Source organism: Xanthomonas indica, assembly GCF_040529045.1.
Lineage (GTDB): Bacteria > Pseudomonadota > Gammaproteobacteria > Xanthomonadales > Xanthomonadaceae > Xanthomonas_A > Xanthomonas_A indica.
Genome location: NZ_CP131914.1, coordinates 2881369 through 2901809, shown reverse-complemented (window position 1 = coordinate 2901809; position 20441 = coordinate 2881369). Strand labels below are relative to the sequence as shown.

The 20441-nt window shown below is 68.3% G+C and carries 13 protein-coding genes; 4 read left to right on the top strand and 9 right to left on the bottom strand.

Going from position 1 to position 20441, the window contains the following annotated elements:
- The first annotated feature begins 93 nt into the window (after positions 1-93).
- The 4 genes from acnA to Q7W82_RS12575 all read left to right on the top strand — a co-directional run bounded on the left by acnA (position 94) and on the right by Q7W82_RS12575 (position 6534).
- The gene (gene acnA / locus Q7W82_RS12590) at positions 94-2853 is read left to right on the top strand and encodes an aconitate hydratase AcnA (protein ID WP_242161287.1); all 2760 of its coding nucleotides are present in this window, start codon (positions 94-96) and stop codon (positions 2851-2853) included.
- Between the two features lie 421 nt (positions 2854-3274).
- The gene (locus Q7W82_RS12585) at positions 3275-3796 is read left to right on the top strand and encodes a hypothetical protein (protein WP_242161286.1); all 522 of its coding nucleotides are present in this window, start codon (positions 3275-3277) and stop codon (positions 3794-3796) included.
- 30 nt (positions 3797-3826) lie between these two features.
- Positions 3827-5512: a long-chain fatty acid--CoA ligase gene (locus tag Q7W82_RS12580; protein ID WP_160946660.1), complete on the top strand. Its 1686-nt coding sequence runs from the start codon at positions 3827-3829 to the stop codon at positions 5510-5512.
- A gap of 149 nt (positions 5513-5661) precedes the next feature.
- Positions 5662-6534 carry a crotonase/enoyl-CoA hydratase family protein gene (locus tag Q7W82_RS12575; protein WP_242161285.1) on the top strand — a complete coding sequence of 291 codons (873 nt, stop codon included), beginning with the start codon at positions 5662-5664 and terminating at the stop codon, positions 6532-6534.
- A gap of 56 nt (positions 6535-6590) precedes the next feature.
- On the opposite strand, the gene Q7W82_RS12570 is transcribed toward Q7W82_RS12575, so the two are convergent.
- The 9 genes from Q7W82_RS12570 to carB form a co-directional block, all read right to left on the bottom strand.
- Positions 6591-8771 carry an ATP-binding protein gene (locus Q7W82_RS12570; protein ID WP_242161284.1) on the bottom strand — a complete coding sequence of 727 codons (2181 nt, stop codon included), beginning with the start codon at positions 8769-8771 and terminating at the stop codon, positions 6591-6593.
- Between the two features lies 1 nt (position 8772).
- Complete coding sequence (locus Q7W82_RS12565; RefSeq protein WP_242161283.1) at positions 8773-9909, bottom strand: two-component system response regulator; 1137 nt, start codon at positions 9907-9909, stop codon at positions 8773-8775.
- Between the two features lie 145 nt (positions 9910-10054).
- Complete coding sequence (gene lysS / locus Q7W82_RS12560) at positions 10055-11572, bottom strand: lysine--tRNA ligase (RefSeq protein WP_242161282.1); 1518 nt, start codon at positions 11570-11572, stop codon at positions 10055-10057.
- 95 nt (positions 11573-11667) lie between these two features.
- Positions 11668-12793 (bottom strand): peptide chain release factor 2 gene (prfB, locus tag Q7W82_RS12555; RefSeq protein ID WP_100224025.1). Its coding sequence is split into 2 segments (ribosomal slippage): positions 11668-12717 and positions 12719-12793, totalling 1125 coding nucleotides; the frame shifts between segments, so codons are not numbered across the junction.
- 61 nt (positions 12794-12854) lie between these two features.
- Positions 12855-13751, bottom strand: a complete 897-nt coding sequence (locus Q7W82_RS12550; RefSeq protein WP_242161281.1) for a LytTR family DNA-binding domain-containing protein — start codon at positions 13749-13751, stop codon at positions 12855-12857.
- Positions 13752-14034: 283 nt separating this feature from the next.
- Complete coding sequence (gene recJ / locus Q7W82_RS12545) at positions 14035-15768, bottom strand: single-stranded-DNA-specific exonuclease RecJ (RefSeq protein WP_242161280.1); 1734 nt, start codon at positions 15766-15768, stop codon at positions 14035-14037.
- On the bottom strand, positions 15765-16691 hold the full coding sequence (locus tag Q7W82_RS12540; RefSeq protein WP_242161279.1) for a phosphoglycerate mutase: 927 nt from the start codon (positions 16689-16691) through the stop codon (positions 15765-15767). Before Q7W82_RS12540 ends, recJ begins: the two co-directional genes overlap by 4 nt.
- A gap of 4 nt (positions 16692-16695) precedes the next feature.
- Positions 16696-17160, bottom strand: a complete 465-nt coding sequence (gene greA, locus Q7W82_RS12535) for a transcription elongation factor GreA (protein ID WP_184502593.1) — start codon at positions 17158-17160, stop codon at positions 16696-16698.
- Positions 17161-17168: 8 nt separating this feature from the next.
- Positions 17169-20411, bottom strand: a complete 3243-nt coding sequence (gene carB, locus Q7W82_RS12530) for a carbamoyl-phosphate synthase large subunit (RefSeq protein WP_017909455.1) — start codon at positions 20409-20411, stop codon at positions 17169-17171.
- Positions 20412-20441 lie beyond the last annotated feature (30 nt).

Below are 20441 nucleotides of genomic sequence, written 5' to 3'. Positions count from 1 at the left end.
CGACGCAATGCCGGCAACGCAACGTCCCGGCACTCGCAAGCAGGCTCGCGAAAGCGCGCCAATGCAAGCCATCCGCAATCAGGAGTTCCCCGCATGAACGACTCGTTCTCCACCCGCAGCCAGCTGCACGTCGGCGGCAAGACCTACGGTTACTTCAGCCTGCCCAAGCTCGGCGAGCGCTTCGACATCTCGCGCCTGCCCTACTCGCTGAAGATCCTGCTGGAGAATCTGCTGCGCCACGAGGACGGCGGCGCGACCGTCGGCAAGGAGCACATCGAAGCGGTGGCGCAATGGCAGCCGACCGCCGAGCCGGACACCGAGATCGCGTTCATGCCGGCGCGCGTGGTGCTGCAGGACTTCACCGGCGTCCCGTGCGTGGTCGACCTGGCGGCGATGCGCGACGCGGTGGTCAAGCTCGGCGGACGCCCGGAGCAGATCAATCCGCTGATCCCCTCGGAACTGGTGATCGACCACTCGGTGCAGGTGGACGTGTTCGGCAAGCCCGACGCGCTGGATCTCAACGGCAAGATCGAATTCCAGCGCAACAAGGAACGCTACGGCTTCCTGCGCTGGGGCCAGAAGGCCTTCGACAACTTCAAGGTGGTGCCCCCGAACACCGGCATCGTGCACCAGGTCAACCTGGAGCACCTGGCGCGGGTGGTGATGACCGGCGAACGCGACGGCGAGGCGCTGGCCTACCCGGACACCGTGTTCGGCACCGACAGCCACACCACCATGATCAACGGCATCGGCGTGCTCGGCTGGGGCGTGGGCGGCATCGAGGCGGAAGCGGCGATGCTCGGCCAGCCCTCGTCGATGCTGATCCCGCAGGTGGTGGGCTTCAAGCTCACCGGCAAGCTGCCCGAAGGCGCCACCGCCACCGACCTGGTGCTGACGGTGACGCAGATGCTGCGCAAGCACGGCGTGGTCGGCAAGTTCGTCGAGTTCTTCGGCGACGGTCTGCAGCACCTGCCGCTGGCCGACCGCGCCACCATCGGCAACATGGCGCCGGAGTACGGCGCCACCTGCGGCATCTTCCCGATCGACGCCGAATCGCTGACCTACCTGCGCCTGTCCGGCCGCAGCGAAGAGCAGATCGCGCTGGTCGAGGCCTACGCCAAGGCGCAGGGCCTGTGGCACGACGCCGACAGCGCGCATGCCAGCTACAGCGCGACGCTGGAACTGGACATGGGTGACGTCAAGCCGTCGCTGGCCGGCCCCAAGCGCCCGCAGGACCGCGTGCTGCTGGAAGACATGCAGCGCAACTTCCGCGACAGCCTGGTGCCGTTTGCCGACGCGCGCGCCAAGCGCCGCAGCGACGCCGCGCAGGAAGACCGGCTCAAGAACGAAGGCGGCGGCGGCACCGCGGTCGGCGCCCAGGCGGCGCACGCGCAGGACGCCGAGGCCAGCGGCGCCGGCTGGCGCCTGCGCGACGGCGCGGTGGTGATCGCGGCGATCACCTCCTGCACCAACACCTCCAACCCGGCGGTCATGCTCGGCGCCGGCCTGCTCGCGCGCAACGCCGTGGCCAAGGGCCTGAAGGCGCAGCCCTGGGTCAAGACCTCGCTCGGGCCGGGCTCGCTGGTGGTCACCGACTACCTGAAGAAGGCCGGGGTGATGAGCGACCTGGAACAGCTCGGCTTCTACGTGGTCGGCTACGGCTGCACCACCTGCATCGGCAACTCCGGCCCGCTGCCGGAGGACGTGTCCGCGGCGATCGCGCAGGACGACCTGGTGGTGGCCTCGGTGCTGTCGGGCAACCGCAACTTCGAAGGCCGCGTGCATCCGGAAGTGAAGATGAACTACCTGGCGTCGCCGCCGCTGGTGGTCGCCTACGCCATCGCCGGCACCACCGACATCGACCTGACCCGCGAGCCGCTGGGGACCGGCAGCGACGGCCAGCCGGTGTACCTGCGCGACATCTGGCCGAGCAACAAGGAGATCGGCGACACCATCGCCGCCACGGTCGGCCCGGAAATGTTCAAGCAGAACTACGCCGACGTGTTCAAGGGCGACAGCCGCTGGAACACCATCGCCTCGCCCGACGGCGAGCTGTACGCCTGGGACGGCGCCTCCACCTACATCAAGAACCCGCCCTACTTCGACGGCATGACCATGCAGGTCGGCCGCATCGAGGACGTGCATGGCGCGCGCGTGCTCGGCCTGTTCGGCGATTCGATCACCACCGACCACATCTCCCCGGCCGGCAACATCAAGAAGGACTCGCCGGCGGGCCGCTTCCTGCAGGAACGCGGCGTGCAGCCGGCCGACTTCAACAGCTACGGCAGCCGCCGCGGCAACGACGACGTCATGGTCCGCGGCACCTTCGCCAATATCCGCATCAAGAACCTGATGTTCGGCGGCGAGGAAGGCGGCAACACCCTGTACTACCCGGCCGGCGGCGGCCAGCCGGAAAAGCTGGCGATCTACGACGCGGCGATGAAGTACAAGGCCGACGGCGTGCCGCTGGTGGTGATCGGCGGCAAGGAATACGGCACCGGCTCTTCGCGCGACTGGGCGGCCAAGGGCACCAACCTGCTCGGGGTCAAGGCGGTGATCGCCGAGAGCTTCGAGCGCATCCACCGCTCCAACCTGGTCGGCATGGGCGTGCTGCCGCTGCAGTTCCTCGACGGCCAGAACGCGCAGAGCCTGGGCCTGGACGGCTCGGAGGTGTTCGAGATCACCGGCCTGCAGGACGGCGCCAGCAAGCGCGCCAAGGTCGTCGCGACAAAGGCCGACGGCGGTACGCAGTCCTTCGAGGTGGCGGTGATGCTGCTGACGCCGAAGGAAGTGGAGTACTTCCGCCACGGCGGCCTGCTGCAGTACGTGCTGCGGCAGTTGGCTGCGCGCTGACCGACCCTGCGGTTTCCGGCAGCAGAAGCCCGGCCCCCGCGCCAGCGCGGGGGCGCTGCGCCGGCGCGCGAACCATGGTTCGCAAGCGCGCCGGCTCGCCCACCACGGCGGCCTGCTGCAGTACGTGCTCCGGCAGTTGGCTGCGCGCTGACCGACCCTGCGGTTTCCGGCAGCGGAAGCCCGGCCCCCGCGCCTGCGCGGGGGCGCTGCGCCGGCGCGCGAACCAATGGTTCGCAGGCGTGCCGGCTCGCCCACCGGCGGCCTGCTACGGTAAGTGCTCCGGACGTTTGGCAGCACAGCCCAGTTCGCTTGTCGGTTTCCGGCGGCGAAAGCGCGACCCAAGTGGCGGCTATTGCACTGCGCAGCACGGCCGGCAGCGAAATGGCCATGTCCAGTTACTCATCCGTAGCCACGACCTCCGTTGCTGTTGCTGTTGCTGTTGCTGTTGCTGTTGCTGTTGCTGTTGCTGTTACTGTTGCTGCTGTTGCTGCTGTTGCTGTTGCGTTTGCTCCTGCTCTTCCGGGTTCCCTTCCGAAGCGGCGGCCAGCCCGGGGAAAAACCCGAAGGGCGGCGCACATGGATGTGCGCCGTCCGCGGCAGGGGCAGGATGCCCCTTCCGCGGATCCCCGGGATGGACGCGAACCCGGAGCGCGCAGCGCGGAGGGCGCGAAGGCAGGGCGCGCTTTCTTTTGGTTACTTTTCTTTGCGCGAGCAAAGAAAAGTAACTCGCCCGCAAGGGCGAAAGCCGTTGCTTGGCAATGCTTGGCGATCAGCATCCCACACAGACATGCGCCTCGACCAAGCATTTCAAGCGCTCAGCGTCCAGCGCAACACCCCAAGAAAATCAACGACTCCCCGCCACCACCACCCCGCCCCTGTTCGCCTTTTCCCTACGGAACGGTATGCTGCCGTTGCCGGTTCTGACGGATACTGTCCGTCGTGAGCCAATCAACACGTTTCCTGGAGGGGGAATATGAGTCTGGATCGTCCGTGGTTGCAGAGTTATCCGGCCGGCGTTGGCGCCGACATCAACGTCGACGAGTACCGCTCCGTCGCCGCGGTCTTCGAAAGCTCCGTGGCCAAGTTCGGAGACCGCCCCGCCTACTGCAACTTCGGCAAGACCCTGACCTACCGCGAGGCCGGAGAACTGGCCCGGCAATTCGCCGGCTACCTGCTGGGCGAACTGCAACTCAAGAAGGGCGACCGCGTCGCCCTGATGATGCCCAACTGCCTGCAATACCCCATCGCCACCTTCGGCGTGCTGCTGGCCGGCATGACCGTGGTCAACGTCAATCCGCTCTACACCCCGCGCGAACTGCGCCACCAACTGATCGACTCCGGCGCCAGCGCGCTGGTGGTGATCGACAACTTCGGCACCACCGTGCAGGAAGTGCTGGCCGACACGCCCGTCAAGCAGGTCATCACCACCGGCCTGGGCGACATGCTCGGCTTCCCCAAGGGCCCCTTGGTCAACTTCGTCCTGAAGTACGTCAAGAAGCTGGTGCCGGATTACGACATCCCCAATGCGATCCGCTTCCGTGACGCGCTGACCCTCGGCCGCCTGCACACGCTGCCGCCGATCGACATCGCACCGGACGACATCGCCTTCCTGCAATACACCGGCGGCACCACCGGCGTGGCCAAGGGCGCCATGCTGACCCACCGCAACCTGGTCGCCAACATGCTGCAGGCCGGCGCCTGGATCGCGGCGACCGGCAAGCTGGAGGAAGGCAAGGAAGTCATCATCACCGCGCTGCCGCTGTACCACATCTTCGCGCTGACCGCGAACGGGCTGGTCTTCATGAAGCTCGGCGGGCTCAACCACCTGATCAGCAATCCGCGCGACATGCCGGGCTTCGTCAAGGAACTGCAGAAGACCCGCTTCACCGCCTTCACCGGCGTCAATACCCTGTTCAACGGCCTGCTCAACACGCCGGGCTTCGACAAGGTGGACTTCTCCTCGCTGAAGTTCACCCTCGGCGGCGGCATGGCGGTGCAACGCGCGGTGGCCGAGCGCTGGAAGCAGGTCACCGGCGTCACCCTGGTCGAAGCCTACGGCCTCACCGAAACCTCGCCGGCGGCCTGCATTAACCCGCTGACCCTGACCGAGTACAACGGCGCGATCGGCCTGCCGATTCCGTCCACCGACGCCTGCGTCAAGGACGACCAGGGCCAGATCCTGGCCCATGGCGAGGTCGGCGAGCTGTGCATCCGCGGGCCGCAGGTGATGAAGGGCTACTGGCGCCGGCCGGAAGAAACCGCCAGCGCCATCGATGCCGACGGCTGGCTGCACACCGGCGACATGGCGCGGATGGATCCGCAGGGCTTCTTCTATATCGTCGACCGCAAGAAGGACATGATCCTGGTGTCCGGCTTCAACGTGTATCCGAACGAAGTCGAGGACGTCATCGCGATGATGCCGGGCGTGCTCGAAGTGGCCGCGGTCGGCGTGCCCGACGAGAAATCCGGCGAAGTGGTCAAGGTGGTCATCGTCAAGAAGGACCCCAACCTCACCGCCGAGGACGTCAAGGCCCACGCCCGCGCCAACCTCACCGGCTACAAGCATCCGCGCATCGTCGAGTTCCGCAAGGAACTGCCCAAGACCAACGTCGGCAAGATCCTGCGGCGCGAGCTGCGCGACGCGCCGCCGCCGCAATAAGCAGGTCCGACGGGCGCCCACGCGGCGCCCGCGCCGGCGCTGGCGGGCCGAATTCCGGCCGCGGCACCCGGGTGTAGCATCCGCCGGGTGGAAACGCATTCGCCCGCTGCGCCACGCCATCTCCGCGGGCGTCTTTCCGAGAGCCCGCCATGAGCATGACCGACACGCTGCCCTGTACCCGCGCCTATTCCAGCATCCGTATCGACGCGGACGACGACGACGATAGCCACTGGTTGTACATGCATGCAGGCAACGCCGCGACGCAACGGCCCTGCTTCCATCCCACGTTGATGCGCGAGATGCACAGCTATCTCGCGTCCCTCAGCCAGCCCCGCAACCTGGCGTCGGCGCGGCTGGGCACCCTGGTGCTGGCGTCCGATGGCAGCGCGTTCAACCTGGGCGGCGATCTGGAACTGTTCGGCCACTACATCCGCCGCCGCGACCGCGCCGGGCTGATGGCCTACGCGACAAGCTGCATCGATGGCGTGCACCGTTTCCACGAGGGACTTGGCGGCAGTTTCCGCACCATCGCTCTGCTGCAAGGCGATGCGCTCGGCGGCGGTCTGGAGATGGCGCTGTCGTGCCACCTGATCGTGGCCGAAGAGGACGTCGGCATGGGCCTGCCGGAAATCATGTTCGGCCTGTTCCCGGGCATGGGCGCGTATTCGTTCCTCAGCCGCCGCATCGCACCGCAGGCCGCGGAAAAGCTCATCCTGGGAGGTCACGTTTTCAGCAGCCAGGAGATGCACGCCATGGGCATCGTCGACGTGCTGGTGCCCAAGGGCCAGGGCAAGGACGCGGTGCGCGACCTGATCCAGCAACAGCGGCGCGCGCCGCTGGCGCATCTGGCGATGAATGCGATGCGCAAGGTGGTGCAGCCGGTGCGCCGCGAAGAGTTGCTTGCGGTGACGGAAATCTGGGTGGACGCCGCGCTGGCCCTGGGCGAAAAGTCGCTGCGGACGATGGATCGGCTGGTGCGTGCCCAGCTCCGGCGCGCCCAGGCGGGCGTCTTTGCCGCCTGAGCCCGGGGCGCTGCTTTCGGCAATGGGGGATGACCCGGCTCCGCGTCGGGCATTCCTCAGCGCAGTTCGCCGTCCTGCACGGCGCTGTGCCGTGCACGCAGATCCAGGGCCTCGCGGCCTTCGGTCAGGCTGGCGTTGAGCGCCATCAGCCGTGCCCGCCACTCGCTGCGCACCTGCCATTCCGGCATCTGCATCAATTCGCCGCCGAGGCTGGCGAGCCGTACCAGGCCGAGATTGCTGGCGACGCCCTTGATCGCATGCGCGTGCTCGCGCAGGCGTTCCCAGTGCTCGGCTTCACCGGCGATCTGCATGCCACCGAGGCAGCCTTCGGCATCGTTGAGGCACTGCGAGATGAATTCGCGTTCGAACCCGTCGCCCATGCCGAGCCCGGCGAGTTCGTCCAAAACCGACGCATCCAGCACCCCTTCGCTCGACACCGCAATCTGCCGCACGCCGGCCTCGCTGCCCGCACGCAGGCGTCCCTCCATCGCGATGTCGGAAAGCGTGTCCAGCAACCGGTTGGCCACCACCGGCTTGGCCAGGAAGGTGCGGGCGCCGGCCTGCTCGCAGCGCTGGATCGACTCGGGGGTGACATCGGCGCTGAGCACCACGACGGGCGTGCGCGGCCCGCCGGCCTGCATCACCCGCAACTGCCGCAGCATGTCCAGGCCGCTCATGCCGGGCATATGCAGGTCGACGATCACCGCATCGAACTCGCTCTCGGCCAGCGCATCCAGCACCGCCTCCGCACCGTCGACGCAGATGGCGCGATGGCCGGCCTTCTGCAGCATGCGCTGCAGCACCATGCGGTTGGCGGCGTGGTCGTCGGCGACCAGGATGCGCATGCCACGCACCCGCGCACGGTGGCGCAGGAACGGGTCGGAGAACGCGATGACGTTGCCGTTGGTGTCGAACTCCTCGGCCGCCGTCGGCACGCTCGCCGCCGGCGCGCCGATCTCCGGCGATGCCGGTACCGCCGCGGCCACGAACGGCAGTTCGAACCAGAAGTGGCTGCCGCGCGGGGCATTTTCCTGATAACCGATGCTGCCCCCCATTGCCTCGACCAGGCCCTTGGCAATCGTGGTGCCCAGGCCGCTGCCTTCGTAGCGGCGCGCCAGGCCGACGTCGGCCTGTTCGAACGCCTCGAACAGGCGCGGCCGCATGTCCGGCGTCACCCCGATCCCGGTATCGACGATGTCGAAACTCAGGCGCTTCGGCTGCCCGTGCTCGTTCTTGTGCAGGCGCACCCGGATATCGACCCGGCCGGTCTCGGTGAACTTGATGGCGTTACCGGCCAGGTTCAGCAGCACCTGGCGCAGATGACCCGGATCGCCGGACAGATAGTCCGGCACGTCGGGAGCGACATCCACCTGGTAGGCCAGGCGCTTGGCCCGCGCCTGCGGCTGCAGGATCAGGCTGATTCCTTCCAGGGTTTCGCGCAGCGAGAAATCGCGCTTGTCGAGCCGCAGCTTGCCGGCCTCGATCGCGGAAATGTCCAGCACCTCCTCCACCAGCGACAGCAGGCTGCGCGCGGAGGCCTGGATGGTGTTGACGCACTCGCGCTGCTCGGCGTCCAGGCGCGTCGTCGCCAGCACCTCGGTCATGCCCGACAGGCCGTTCAACGGGGTGCGGAACTCGTGGCTCATGTTGGCCAGGAAGCGGCTCTTGGCCTCGCTGGCGCGGCGCGCCTCGGCGGTCGTCGAGGTCAATTGCCGCAACAGCCCGGACAGATACAGCGGGATGGCGGCCAGGCCGACCAGCAGGCCGATGCCCAGCCCGCGATTGGCGATCCAGTAGTCGCTGGCCATCAGCGTGATGCTGAAACTGGCCACCGCCATGGCCACGGCCAGGTACAGGTAGCGGTTGCCGTAGCGCAGGCCGTTGCCGATGGTGACCCACATGATGACGACGTAGATGCACGCCATCGGTTCGCCGATCGCGCTCATCGCCATCGACATGAGCCCGTAGTCGGCGACCATGCCGATGATCCGGCGCATGTCCGAGCGCTGCGGCCGGGCCACGATCCAGGTCATCAAGGCCAGAGCCACCGCCTGCGAGATCAGGGTCAGGCCGATGACGTAGGCGCGTTGCCGCGGGGCGATGTCCCAGGTGTGCGAGAACGACAGTTCGTACACCAGGATCAGCGCGACCATGCAGATGCGGACGAACGCCTGGCCGTGCTCGGTATCCTTGCGCTCCGCGAACCGTTGCCGCACCCACCTGATCGCCGAGGTCATGTCAGACTCCTGGTCGCGCCGAGGCGGTGGAGAATTTCTCGCAGATCACCTGCAGTTGCTCGCGGCCGCGGAACAGCGCGTCCACGCAGCGCGGGTCGAACAGGCGGCCGCGCTGGGCGTACAGGTAGGCCAGCGTCGCGTCCATGGTCCAGGCCTCCTTGTAGGGACGCGGCGAGATCAGCGCGTCGAACACGTCGGCGACCGCCACGATGCGCGCTTCCAGCGGAATCGCCTCGCCGATCAGGCCGTCCGGGTAGCCGCTGCCGTCGTAGCGCTCATGGTGGCGCAGGGCGATCAGCGCGCCGACCTGGATGAAACGGTTCTGGCTGCCGCTGAGCAGTTCGTAGCCGATGCGCGGGTGCATGCGCATCACCGCCATCTCGTCTTCGTTGAGCTTGCCCGGCTTGAGCAGCACCGCGTCGGGGATGGCGATCTTGCCCATGTCGTGCAGGCTCGCGGCCATCTCGATGACCCGCACCTCGTCCTCGGACAGGCCCAGCTGCTCGGCGATCAGGCCGGCCACGTGCGCCATCCGTTCCAGGTAGGCGCTGGTGCCGACATCGCGGTACTCGATGGCCCGCGCCAGCCGCGACAGGGTCTCGCGCTCGCGCTCCTCGACTTCGCGCATGCTGGCCAGCAGGCGCTGCTCCAGCGACATCGCGCGCTGCTTGATGTTCTCGCTCTGCAGCCGCAGCTGCAGCAGGTTGTGGCAGCGCGCCCGCAGTTCGCGCGGGCGGATCGGCTTGACCAGGAAGTCGATCACCCCCGCCTCCAGGGCGGCCTGGCGGATCGGCTCGTCGCCGACCACGGTGATCAGGATGATCGGGATGTCACGGTGCTTGGGCAGCCGGCGCAGGCGCCGCGCGAACTCCAGCCCGTCCATGCCCGGCATGCGGTAGTCGAGCAGCAGTAGATCGACCTTGCCGGCTTCGCACCAGGCCAGCGCGGCCTGCGAATCGCCGAAATCGCGCACGGTCAGTTCCGGGGCGATGTCCTCGATGACATGCCGCAGCATCGTGCGCGCGGAGGTCTGATCGTCGACGATGACGATGTTCAAACGATTGTCGTTTCCGTCCGCCCATTGGAGACGGTCCCCGTTCGAGGACGCGCCGGAGAGGCTCACGCTGGCATCATGCATCTGCAATCCTCCGCCCGTCGCATGCGCGGGCTGCTGAGACGACAACGGGAACGCGCCGGCGCCCATTCACGCCGACCCGTCCACCTCACTTCCTTTTGCGTGCAACGCCTGCTGCAAGAACCGCGCCACCTCGTCCGGGGCTAGGTTAAGCCTCCGGACGCATGTACGGAAACAGCAGCACGTCACGGATCGAACTGCTGCCGGTAAGCAACATTACCAGCCGGTCGATGCCGATGCCCAGGCCGCCGGTCGGCGGCAGCCCCACCTCCAGCGCCCGGATGTAGTCGGCGTCGAAGTGCATGGCCTCGTCGTCTCCCCCGTCCTTGGCGGCCACCTGTGCCTGGAACCGCGCCGCCTGGTCTTCCGGGTCGTTGAGCTCGGAGAAGCCGTTGGCAATTTCCTTGCCGTTGATGAACAGTTCGAAGCGGTCGGTGTAGCCCGGCTCGGTGTCGCTGGAGCGGGCCAGCGGCGACACCTCGACCGGGTGGTCGGTGATGAAGGTGGGCTGGATCAGGGTGTGCTCGACCGTGGCCTCGAAGATCTCCAGCAGCAGCTTGCCCCAGCCGTAGGACGGCTTGATGCGGATCTTCAGCCGCTCGCAGTGGCGCAGCAGCGCCTCGCGGTCGGTGCAGTCGGCAGCGCTGATCTCCGGGTTGTGGTGGCGCACCGCCTCGTCCATGCGCCAGCGGCGGAACGCCGGCGCCAGGTCGATGTCGGCGCCGTCCCAGTGCACCTGGGTGGTGCCCAGCACCTCGCGGGCGACGTCGCGGATGACGTTTTCGGTCAGGCCCATCACCTCGTGGTACGTGGCGTAGGCCTCGTACAGCTCCATCATGGTGAATTCCGGATTGTGCCGGGTGCTGACGCCTTCGTTGCGGAAATTGCGGTTGATTTCGTAGACCCGTTCCAGGCCGCCGACCACCAGGCGCTTCAGGTACAGCTCCGGGGCCACCCGCAGGTACAGGTCCAGGTCCAGGGCATTGTGGTGGGTGGTGAACGGCTTGGCCGTGGCGCCGCCGGGGATGTAGTGCATCATCGGCGTCTCCACTTCCAGGAAGCGGCGCGCGTCCAGCCAGGCGCGCATGGCGCGGATGATCTTGGAGCGCTTGACGAACACCTCGCGCGCCTCCGGCGACACGATCAGGTCCACGTAGCGCTGGCGATAGCGCTGCTCCACGTCCGACAGGCCGTGCCACTTGTCCGGCAGCGGCCGCAGCGCCTTGGTCAGCAGCCGCAGGCCGGTGGCCTTGATCGACAATTCGCCGGTCTTGGTGCGGGTCAGCCCGCCTTCCACGCCGATGATGTCGCCGATGTCCCAGCCCTTGAAGGCGTCGTAGGCCTCGCCCAGCGCGTTGGCCTGCAGGAACAACTGGATGCGCCCGGACTCGTCCTGCAGTTGCACGAAGCTGGCCTTGCCCATCACCCGCTTGGCCAACAGGCGCCCGGCCAGGCGCAGGCTGCGGCCCTGCGCCTCCAGCGCCTCGGCAGTCCAGCGCTCGGTGTCGGCGAACTCGGCCTGCAGATCGCCGGCGAAGTCGCTGCGGCGGAAATCGTTCGGATAGGCCACGCCCTGCGCGCGCAGTGCGGCGAGTTTGGCGCGCCGTTCGGCGATGAGGCTGTTCTCGTCGACGGGAAGGGACGGCGCGGGGGTCTGCTCGGTCATGGGATGGGGGATGCGTGAGGAAGGGAAAGAATGCACCAGCCGACGGGGCCGTGTGCCGTCGCACGGCCTCCGTCGCCAGGACGGAGGCCGCCGGTTCAGGCGTCGCTGCGTTTCGCGCCGGCTTCCAGGCCGGACTTGAGGCTGGCCTCGACGAACTCGTCCAGGTCGCCGTCGAGCACCTTCTGGGTGTCCGAGCGCTCCACGCCAGTGCGCAGGTCCTTGATCCGGCTCTGGTCGAGCACGTAGTTGCGGATCTGGCTGCCCCAGCCGATGTCGGACTTGGTCGCCTCGACCGCGTCGCGTTCGGCATTGCGTTTCTGGATCTCCAGCTCATAGAGCTTGGCGGCCAGCATCTTCATCGCGTTGTCGCGGTTCTGGTGCTGGCTGCGCCCGGTCTGGCAGGCCACCACGATGCCGGTGGGCACGTGGGTGATGCGCACCGCCGACTCGGTCTTGTTGACGTGCTGGCCGCCGGCGCCGGAGGAGCGGTACACGTCGGTCTTCAGGTCGGCCGGATTGATGTCGATGTCGATGTTGTCGTCCACTTCCGGCGACACGAACACCGAGGTGAAGCTGGTATGGCGGCGGTTGTCCGAGTCGAACGGCGACTTGCGCACCAGCCGGTGCACGCCGGTCTCGGTCTTCAGCCAGCCATAGGCGAAATCGCCTTCCACGCGCAGTGTGGCGGACTTGATCCCGGCCACTTCGCCGCCGGAGACTTCCATCAGCTCGGTCTTCCAGCCGCGCGACTCGCACCAGCGCAGGTACATGCGCAGCAGGATCTCGGCCCAGTCCTGGGCCTCGGTGCCGCCGGCGCCGGCCTGGATGTCGACGAAGGCGTTGCTGGCGTCCATCTGCCCGGAGAACATGCGCTGGAATTCCAGCTTCTCCACCTGCGCCTGGAAGCGGTCGACGTCGGCCAGCACCGCCTGCGCGGTGGCCTCGTCGTTCTCGCTCTCGGCCAGTTCCAGGAATTCCAGCGATTCGTTCAGGCCATCGAGCACGCTGGCGATGCCGCCGACGGTCTTCTCCAGGCTGGCGCGTTCGCGGCCCAGGCCCTGGGCGCGCTCGGGGTCGTTCCAGACGTCGGGGCTTTCCAGCTCCCGGGTGACTTCCTCTAGACGCTCTTTCTTGGCGTCGTAGTCAAAGAAACCCCCGTAGCGACAGCACCCGATCGGACAGATCGGCGATGCGGTGGCGAATCGGATTGAGTTCGATCATTGCGGCTTTTTCCGGCAGACAAGAGCGCGATTCTAGCAATTCCGGCCGCTGCGCCACAGCGCTACTCGACCGGGGCGACCTCGCCCTCCCCGGCCGCCACGCGCAGCGCGGCGCGGTAGCGGCGGCTGCACGGCACCTGGCTGCCGTCGCGCAGGTGCACCCGCGCCTCGCCCGCCTCCAGCGGCTCGATCGAGACCACGCTGGCCAGGTTGACGATGTAGCTGCGGTGGATGCGCACGAACCGCGCCGGGTCCAGCCGCGCCTCGATCGCAGCCATGGTGCTGCGCAGCGGGTAGTCGTGGCCGCGCACGCGCAGATTGACGTAGTTGCCGGCCGCCTGCAGCCATTCGATGTCGGCGGCGGCGACCAGGAAGTCGCGGCCCAGCTTGCGCACCAGGAAGCGCTCCGGCCGCTCCAGCGAGCCCACCGGCGGGCCGGCGTCGGGCGCACCCAGCAGTGCCGCCTCGCCCTGCCAGCGCCGCAGCAGGAACCGGTACATCTCCACGCACAGCGCAATCGAGGCCAGGCTGCGCACGTCCTTGAGGTATTCGTAGGCCAGCCCTTGCGGCCACGGCCCGAAGTTGTACTGCTGCCCCTGCAGGCGGTAGACCAGGCTGCGCAGGGCGACCATCCCCACCACGTGCAGCACCGACAGCGCCACGCTGCCCAGCAGGTAGCCCGGCAGCCGGCGTCGCCAGGTGTCCCAGTGCAGCGGATAGCGTCGGGTCAGCAGCACCACCAGCGGCACGATCAGCAGGAACATCAGTTGGCTGGACCACTCCCAGACCACCGGCTCCCATGCGGCGAAATGCAGCCCGGTGTTGCGGATGTCGATCAACACCGTGACGCTGTTGGCAATGGCGTTGATCAGGGTGAGCGCGACCCAGAAGCCGATTTCGAAGCTGCGGCGCCAGGGCTGGAAACGGGAATAGGCGCTGGCGCCGGAGGGATCGGACATCGCGGCAGTGTAGCGCGCCGACGATTCCTCGCCGGCGCGGCATGGGCGACCACGACCTCGAACCCGCAGCCCAGCAGCCCCTCTCCCATCGGGAGAGGGGTTGGGGTGAGGGTGCGGCGCGAAGCACTCGTGGATTGGCTATGCGAGGCTGCGCCCGTACCCTCATCCGCCCCTGCGGGGCACCTTCTCCCGAAGGGAGAAGGGAACGCTAAGCCCCTCTCCCATCGGGAGAGGGGTTGGGGTGAGGGTGCGGCGCCACGTGCGCCGGCGGACACCCAGCGACTCAGCCCCCCAGCGGCTGGCAGTGCTCCACCACCAACTGCACCGCACTGCCGCCGCGGTAGTCATCCGCGACAAGGCGATAGGCGATATGCACGCGACGGCCCGGTTCGCGACCGTGCCAGCCGTTGAAGTGGATGGCGTTCAGGGGCTCGGCGCGGCCGGGGCAGCGCAGGCTCAGCTTGAGGTGGCGCTCCTTCAGCACGCGCCACTGCAGCACCTCGAATTCGCCGTCGAACAGCGGCTCGGGAAAGCCCTGCCCCCATGGCCCACCCTGACGCAACGCCTCGGCATGGCGATGGTCGAGTTCGTGCGGGTCCAGCGCACCGTCGCTGAGCAGTTCGGCCTGCAGCAGTTCCGCGTCCAGACTCGCCAGCGCGTGCGCGCGGAACACCTGTTCGAACTCGGCCAGTGCGTCCTGCGGCAGGCTCAGGCCCGCGGCCATGGCATGGCCGCCGAACTTCTCCATCAGCCCCGGCCGCTGCGCCTCCACCGCCGCCATCGCATCGCGGATGTGAAACCCGGGAATCGAACGCGCCGAGCCGCGCAACTGGGTGCTGCCCGGCTCGGCCGGGGCGAAGGCGATCACCGGCCGGTGCAGGCGATCCTTCATCTTCGACGCGACCAGGCCGATCACGCCGGGATGCCACTGCGCATCGAACAGGCACACCGCCACCGGCGGCTGCTCGGGCGCGGCCAGCAGCGCCTTGGCCACCACCGCTTCGGCCTCGTCGGTCATCTGCTGCTGCACGGCGCGGCGCTCGGCGTTGATCTCTTCCAGCGTCGCGGCGATCGCACGCGCCTGCTGCGGGTCCTCGCACAGCAACAACTCGATGCCCAGGGCCATGTCCTCAAGGCGGCCGGCGGCGTTGAGCCGCGGCGCCAGCGCGAAGCCGATGTCGCTGGCGCTGAGCCGTGCCGGATCGCGACCACTGGCTTCGATCAAGGCGCGCAGGCCGATGCAGCCCTCGCCACGCTGTAGCCGGCGCAGACCGGCCGACACCAGCGCCCGATTGTTCGGATCCAGCGGCACCAGGTCGGCGACGGTGCCGACCGCGACCAGGTCCAGCAGCACGCCTAGGTCCGGCGGCGCCGCCGCGAACGCACCGTGTGCGCGCAGGTGCCGGCGCAACGCCAGCAGCACGTAGAAGATCACGCCGACGCCGGCCAGCATCTTGCTCGGGAACGCGTCGCCGGCCAGGTTCGGATCGACGATGGCATCGGCCGGCGGCAAGGCCGGCCCCGGCAGATGGTGGTCGGTGACCAGCACCTGCCAGCCCAGCGCCTTGGCCGCGGCGACGCCGGCATGGCAGGCGATGCCGTGGTCCACCGTGACCAGCAGGTCCGGCTGCAACGGCGCCAGTTCCGCCACCAGCGCCGGCGACAGGCCGTAGCCATGGACCATGCGGTTGGGCACCGCGTGCAGCACCTGCGCAGCGCCGAGCAGGCGCAGCCCGCGCACCGCCACCGCGCAGGCCGTGGCGCCGTCGCAATCGAAATCGCCGACCACCAGGATGCGCTTGCGCGCCGCGATCGCCTCGGCCAGCAACGCGACCGCGGCGTCGATGCCGCTCAGCGCATCGGGCGGCAGCAGTTGCGCCAGCTTGGGCTGCGCCAGGCCGCTGTCGTGGGCGCCGCGCGCGGCATAGATGCGCCGCAACAGCGGCAAGGTGGCCTCGTGCCACGGGCCGGCCGCGGCCGCCGCGGGCCGCCGCACGATGCGCGCGATGGCATTCATGCGTCCAGGCGCGACAGCGGCCGCCGCCACAGGCGCCAGCGTTGCGCGTGGGCGATGCGGAAACAGGTGCCGTCCTCGAAATCCAGCTGCAGTTGCTGCAGTTCGCCATCGCGCAGCGCCTGCAGCAGCGGCTGCACCACCTCGCCGACGAACTGCTCGGGCGCGCGCAGCTGGCGCAGGTCGACCAGCGCATCGACCCGCGGCGCCTGGCCCTCGGCGACCCCGATGCCGGCGGCCTGGGCCAGCGCACGCAACAGCGGATCGCGGCTGCGCACCTGCGCATGCGCGGTGCCGACCGACGCCGGCAGCCGGCCACCGCCCCAGAACCACAGCGAATTGATCGCCGGCTGGCCGCGGGCGACGCGCTCGCGGTTCCATGGATGCTGGTGCAGCACGATCTGCGCCTCGGTCAGCAACGCACGCCAGCGGCGCGCGTCCTCGCCCTGCGGCAGGTGATCGAACAGGTCCGCGCCGAGTACCTGCGCTGGCGCCGTGAACACCGGCAGCACGCTGTCGGCCGGCAGGCGCAGGTACCAACGGGTCGGATCGGGCGCATCCAGGGTCAACCCGCTCTCGGCGAACAAGGCCTGCACCGCCGGCAGCAGCGCGTCCAGGTCGACCGCGTCGAGCGGCAGCATGTCGCCATGCGCCATCAGCCGCGCGCCCTGCATGTCCGGCACAACGTAGGCCGGATCGGCGCGCAGCCACAGGCCGTCGCCGGCATCGCCGGCGTCCAGTTGCCGGGTCAGCGCCGCGGCCGGCAGCGGTTGCTCCGCCAGCGCGAAATGGCGGCGCAACTGCGCCTCGCCACCTGGCGCGGCCTGCGTGCGGTCGGCACGGCCGAACGCGCGCGCCACCTCGCCGGCCAGCACGGCGCCGGCCAGGCGGACCCGCTCCGGCAACAGCAAGGTGGCGACCGCCATCGGATCAGCCGACGTAGGCGACGCTGACGATCTCGTACTCGCGGCGTCCGGCCGGGGCGTCGATGCTGACGCTGTCGCCTTCCATCTTGCCGATCAGCGCACGCGCCAACGGCGAGGAAATCGCGATCAGGCCCTGCTTGATGTCCGCCTCCAGGTCGCCGACCAGCTGGTAACGCTTCTCCTCGTCGGTCTCCACGTCGGCCAGGGTCACGGTGGCGCCGAACACCACCTTGCTGCCGACCGCCAGCTTGCTGACGTCGATGACCTCGGCGTGCGAGAGCTCGCTCTCCAGCTGCTTGATGCGGCCTTCGATGAAGCCCTGCTGCTCGCGCGCGGCGTGGTACTCGGCGTTCTCCTTGAGATCGCCGTGCGCACGCGCCTCGGCGATCGCGGTGATGACCTCGGGACGCTTGACCGACTTCAGGTGATCCAGTTCCTCGCGCAACCGCTGCGCGCCTTGCATGGTGATCGGGGCTCTCACGCTTCCAGCTCCTTGTGCAGTTCCTGCAGCGCCCAGACCGGACCGGTGCCGCGGAATTCCAGTGAATGCACCAGCGCACGCGCGCCGGCGACCGTGGTCGAATAGGTGACGCGATGCTGCAGGGCTTCGCGACGGATCGAGAACGAGTCGGAGATCGCCGCCCGGCCCTCGGTGGTGTTGACGATATACACGATTTCGCCGTTCTTGATCAGATCGACGATGTGCGGGCGGCCCTCGGCGACCTTGTTGACCTGCTCGCACTGCAGGCCGTGTTGCTGCAGCCAGGCGCAGGTGCCGCGGGTGGCGACCAGGGTGTAGCCGCGCTCGACCAGCGCCTGCGCCACCGGCAGCACGCGCTGCTTGTCCGGATCGCGCACCGACACGAAGGCCTTGCCCAGCGGCGGCGCCTTGATGCCGCCGGCTTCCTGCGCACGCGCGAACGCCGCGCCGAAGCTGCGGCCCACGCCCATCACCTCACCGGTGGAACGCATCTCCGGGCCGAGGATCGGATCGACGCCCTGGAACTTGGCGAACGGGAAGATCGCCTCCTTCACCGAGTAGTAGTCGGGCACGATTTCCTTCAGCGCGCCCTGCTCGGCCAGGGTCTTGCCGGCCATGCAGCGCGCAGCGATCTTGGCCAGCGGCACGCCGATCGCCTTGGACACGAACGGCACGGTGCGCGAGGCGCGCGGGTTCACTTCCAGCAGGTAGACGATGTCGTCGCCGGCATCGTTGACCTGCACCGCGAACTGGGTGTTCATCAGCCCGACCACGTTCAGCGCCTTGGCCAGTTCGACCACCTGGCGACGCAGCTCGGTCTGGGTGGCCGGCGACAGCGAGTACGGCGGCAGCGAACAGGACGAATCGCCCGAGTGCACGCCGGCTTCCTCGATGTGCTCCATCACGCCGCCGATCAGCACCTGGCCACTGTGGTCGGCGATGATGTCCACGTCCACTTCCACCGCATTGTCGAGGAAGCGGTCCAGCAGCACCGGCGAATCATTGGAGACCTTGACCGCGTCGCGCACGTAGCGCGCCAGGTCGGATTCGCCGTAGACGATCTCCATGGCGCGGCCGCCGAGCACGTAGCTCGGGCGCACCACCAGCGGATAGCCGATCTCGCGCGCCAGCACCAACGCCTCATCGGCGTTGCGGGCGATGCGGTTCGGCGGCTGCTTCAGGCCCAGCTTGTCGACCAGCTGCTGGAAGCGCTCGCGGTCCTCGGCCAGGTCGATCGAGTCCGGCGAGGTGCCGATCACCGGCACGCCGTTGGCTTCCAGCGCGCGCGCCAGCTTCAGCGGGGTCTGCCCGCCGTACTGCACGATCACGCCCTTGGGCTGCTCCAGCTCGACGATCTCCAGCACGTCTTCCAGGGTCAGCGGTTCGAAGTACAGGCGATCGGAGGTGTCGTAGTCGGTGGACACGGTCTCCGGATTGCAGTTGACCATGATGGTCTCGTAGCCGTCCTCGCGCAGCGCCAGCGCCGCGTGCACGCAGCAGTAGTCGAACTCGATGCCCTGGCCGATGCGGTTGGGACCGCCGCCGAGGATCATGATCTTGTCGCGGTCGCTCGGCGCGGCCTCGCACTCGTCCTCGTAGGTCGAGTACAGGTAGGCGGTGCTGGTGGCGAATTCGGCCGCGCACGAGTCCACCCGCTTGTACACCGGGCGCACCTTGTGCGCGCGGCGCAGCGCGCGCACCGCCGCTTCGTTGGTGCCGCACAGCTCGGCCAGGCGCGCATCGGAGAAACCGGCACGCTTGAGCGTGCGCAGGCGCTTGGCGTCCAGCGCACCGAGGCCGTCGGCAGCCAACTGCGCTTCCTGCGCGATCAGGTCTTCCATCTGGTCGAGGAACCAGGGATCGATGAACGACAGCGCGTGGACCTGCTCCACGCTCATGCCGGCGCGGAACGCATCGGCGACATAGAACAGCCGCTCCGGACCGGGCGCCTTCAGCTCGCGCTTGAGCGTGGCCAGGTCGTCTTCGCTGCTCAGGTCCAGGCCGGTCGGGTCCAGGCCGATCTTGCCGGTCTCCAGGCCGCGCAGCGCCTTCTGCAGCGATTCGGAGAAGGTACGGCCCATCGCCATCACCTCGCCCACCGACTTCATCTGCGTGGTCAGGCGCGCGTCGGCCTGCGGGAACTTCTCGAAGGCGAAGCGCGGGATCTTGGTGACCACGTAGTCGATCGACGGCTCGAACGAGGCCGGAGTCAGCCCGCCGGTGATCTCGTTCTTCAGCTCGTCCAGGGTGTAGCCGACCGCCAGCTTGGCCGCGACCTTGGCGATCGGGAAGCCGGTGGCCTTGGAGGCCAGCGCCGAGGAGCGCGACACGCGCGGGTTCATCTCGATCACCACCACGCGGCCGGTCTGCGCGTTGATGCCGAACTGCACGTTGGAGCCGCCGGTATCCACGCCGATCTTGCGCAGCACCGCGATCGAGGCATCGCGCAGGCGCTGGTATTCCTTGTCGGTGAGGGTCTGCGCCGGGGCCACGGTGATCGAGTCGCCGGTGTGCACGCCCATCGGGTCCAGGTTCTCGATCGAGCAGACGATGATGCAGTTGTCCGCGGTGTCGCGGACCACTTCCATCTCGAACTCCTTCCAGCCCAGCACCGACTCCTCGACCAGCACTTCGCTGGTCGGCGACAGTTCCAGGCCGCGGCCGACGATCTCGATCAGTTCTTCGCGGTTGTAGGCGATGCCGCCGCCGCTGCCGCCGAGGGTGAAGCTGGGGCGGATGATGGTCGGGTAGCCCACCGTGGCCTGGATCTCCAGCGCCTCTTCCAGGGTATGCGCCACCGCCGCCTTGGGGCACTCCAGGCCGATCTCGCCCATCGCCACGCGGAACAGCTCGCGGTCTTCGGCCATGCGGATGGCCTCGCGCTTGGCGCCGATCAGCTCGACGCCGTACTTCTCCAGCACGCCGTGGTCGGCCAGGTCCAGCGCGCAGTTCAGCGCGGTCTGCCCGCCCATGGTCGGCAGCAGCGCATCGGGCTTTTCCTTGGCGATGATCTTCTCGACCGTCTGCCAGTTGATCGGCTCGATGTACACGGCGTCGGCCATGTTCGGGTCGGTCATGATCGTGGCCGGGTTGCTGTTGACCAGCACCACGCGGTAGCCCTCGTCGCGCAGCGCCTTGCACGCCTGCGCGCCGGAGTAGTCGAACTCGCAGGCCTGGCCGATGACGATCGGGCCGGCGCCGATGATGAGGATGGTTTGGAGGTCGGTGCGCTTGGGCATTTCTTTCTCGAAGTCTGGACTTTCGACGTA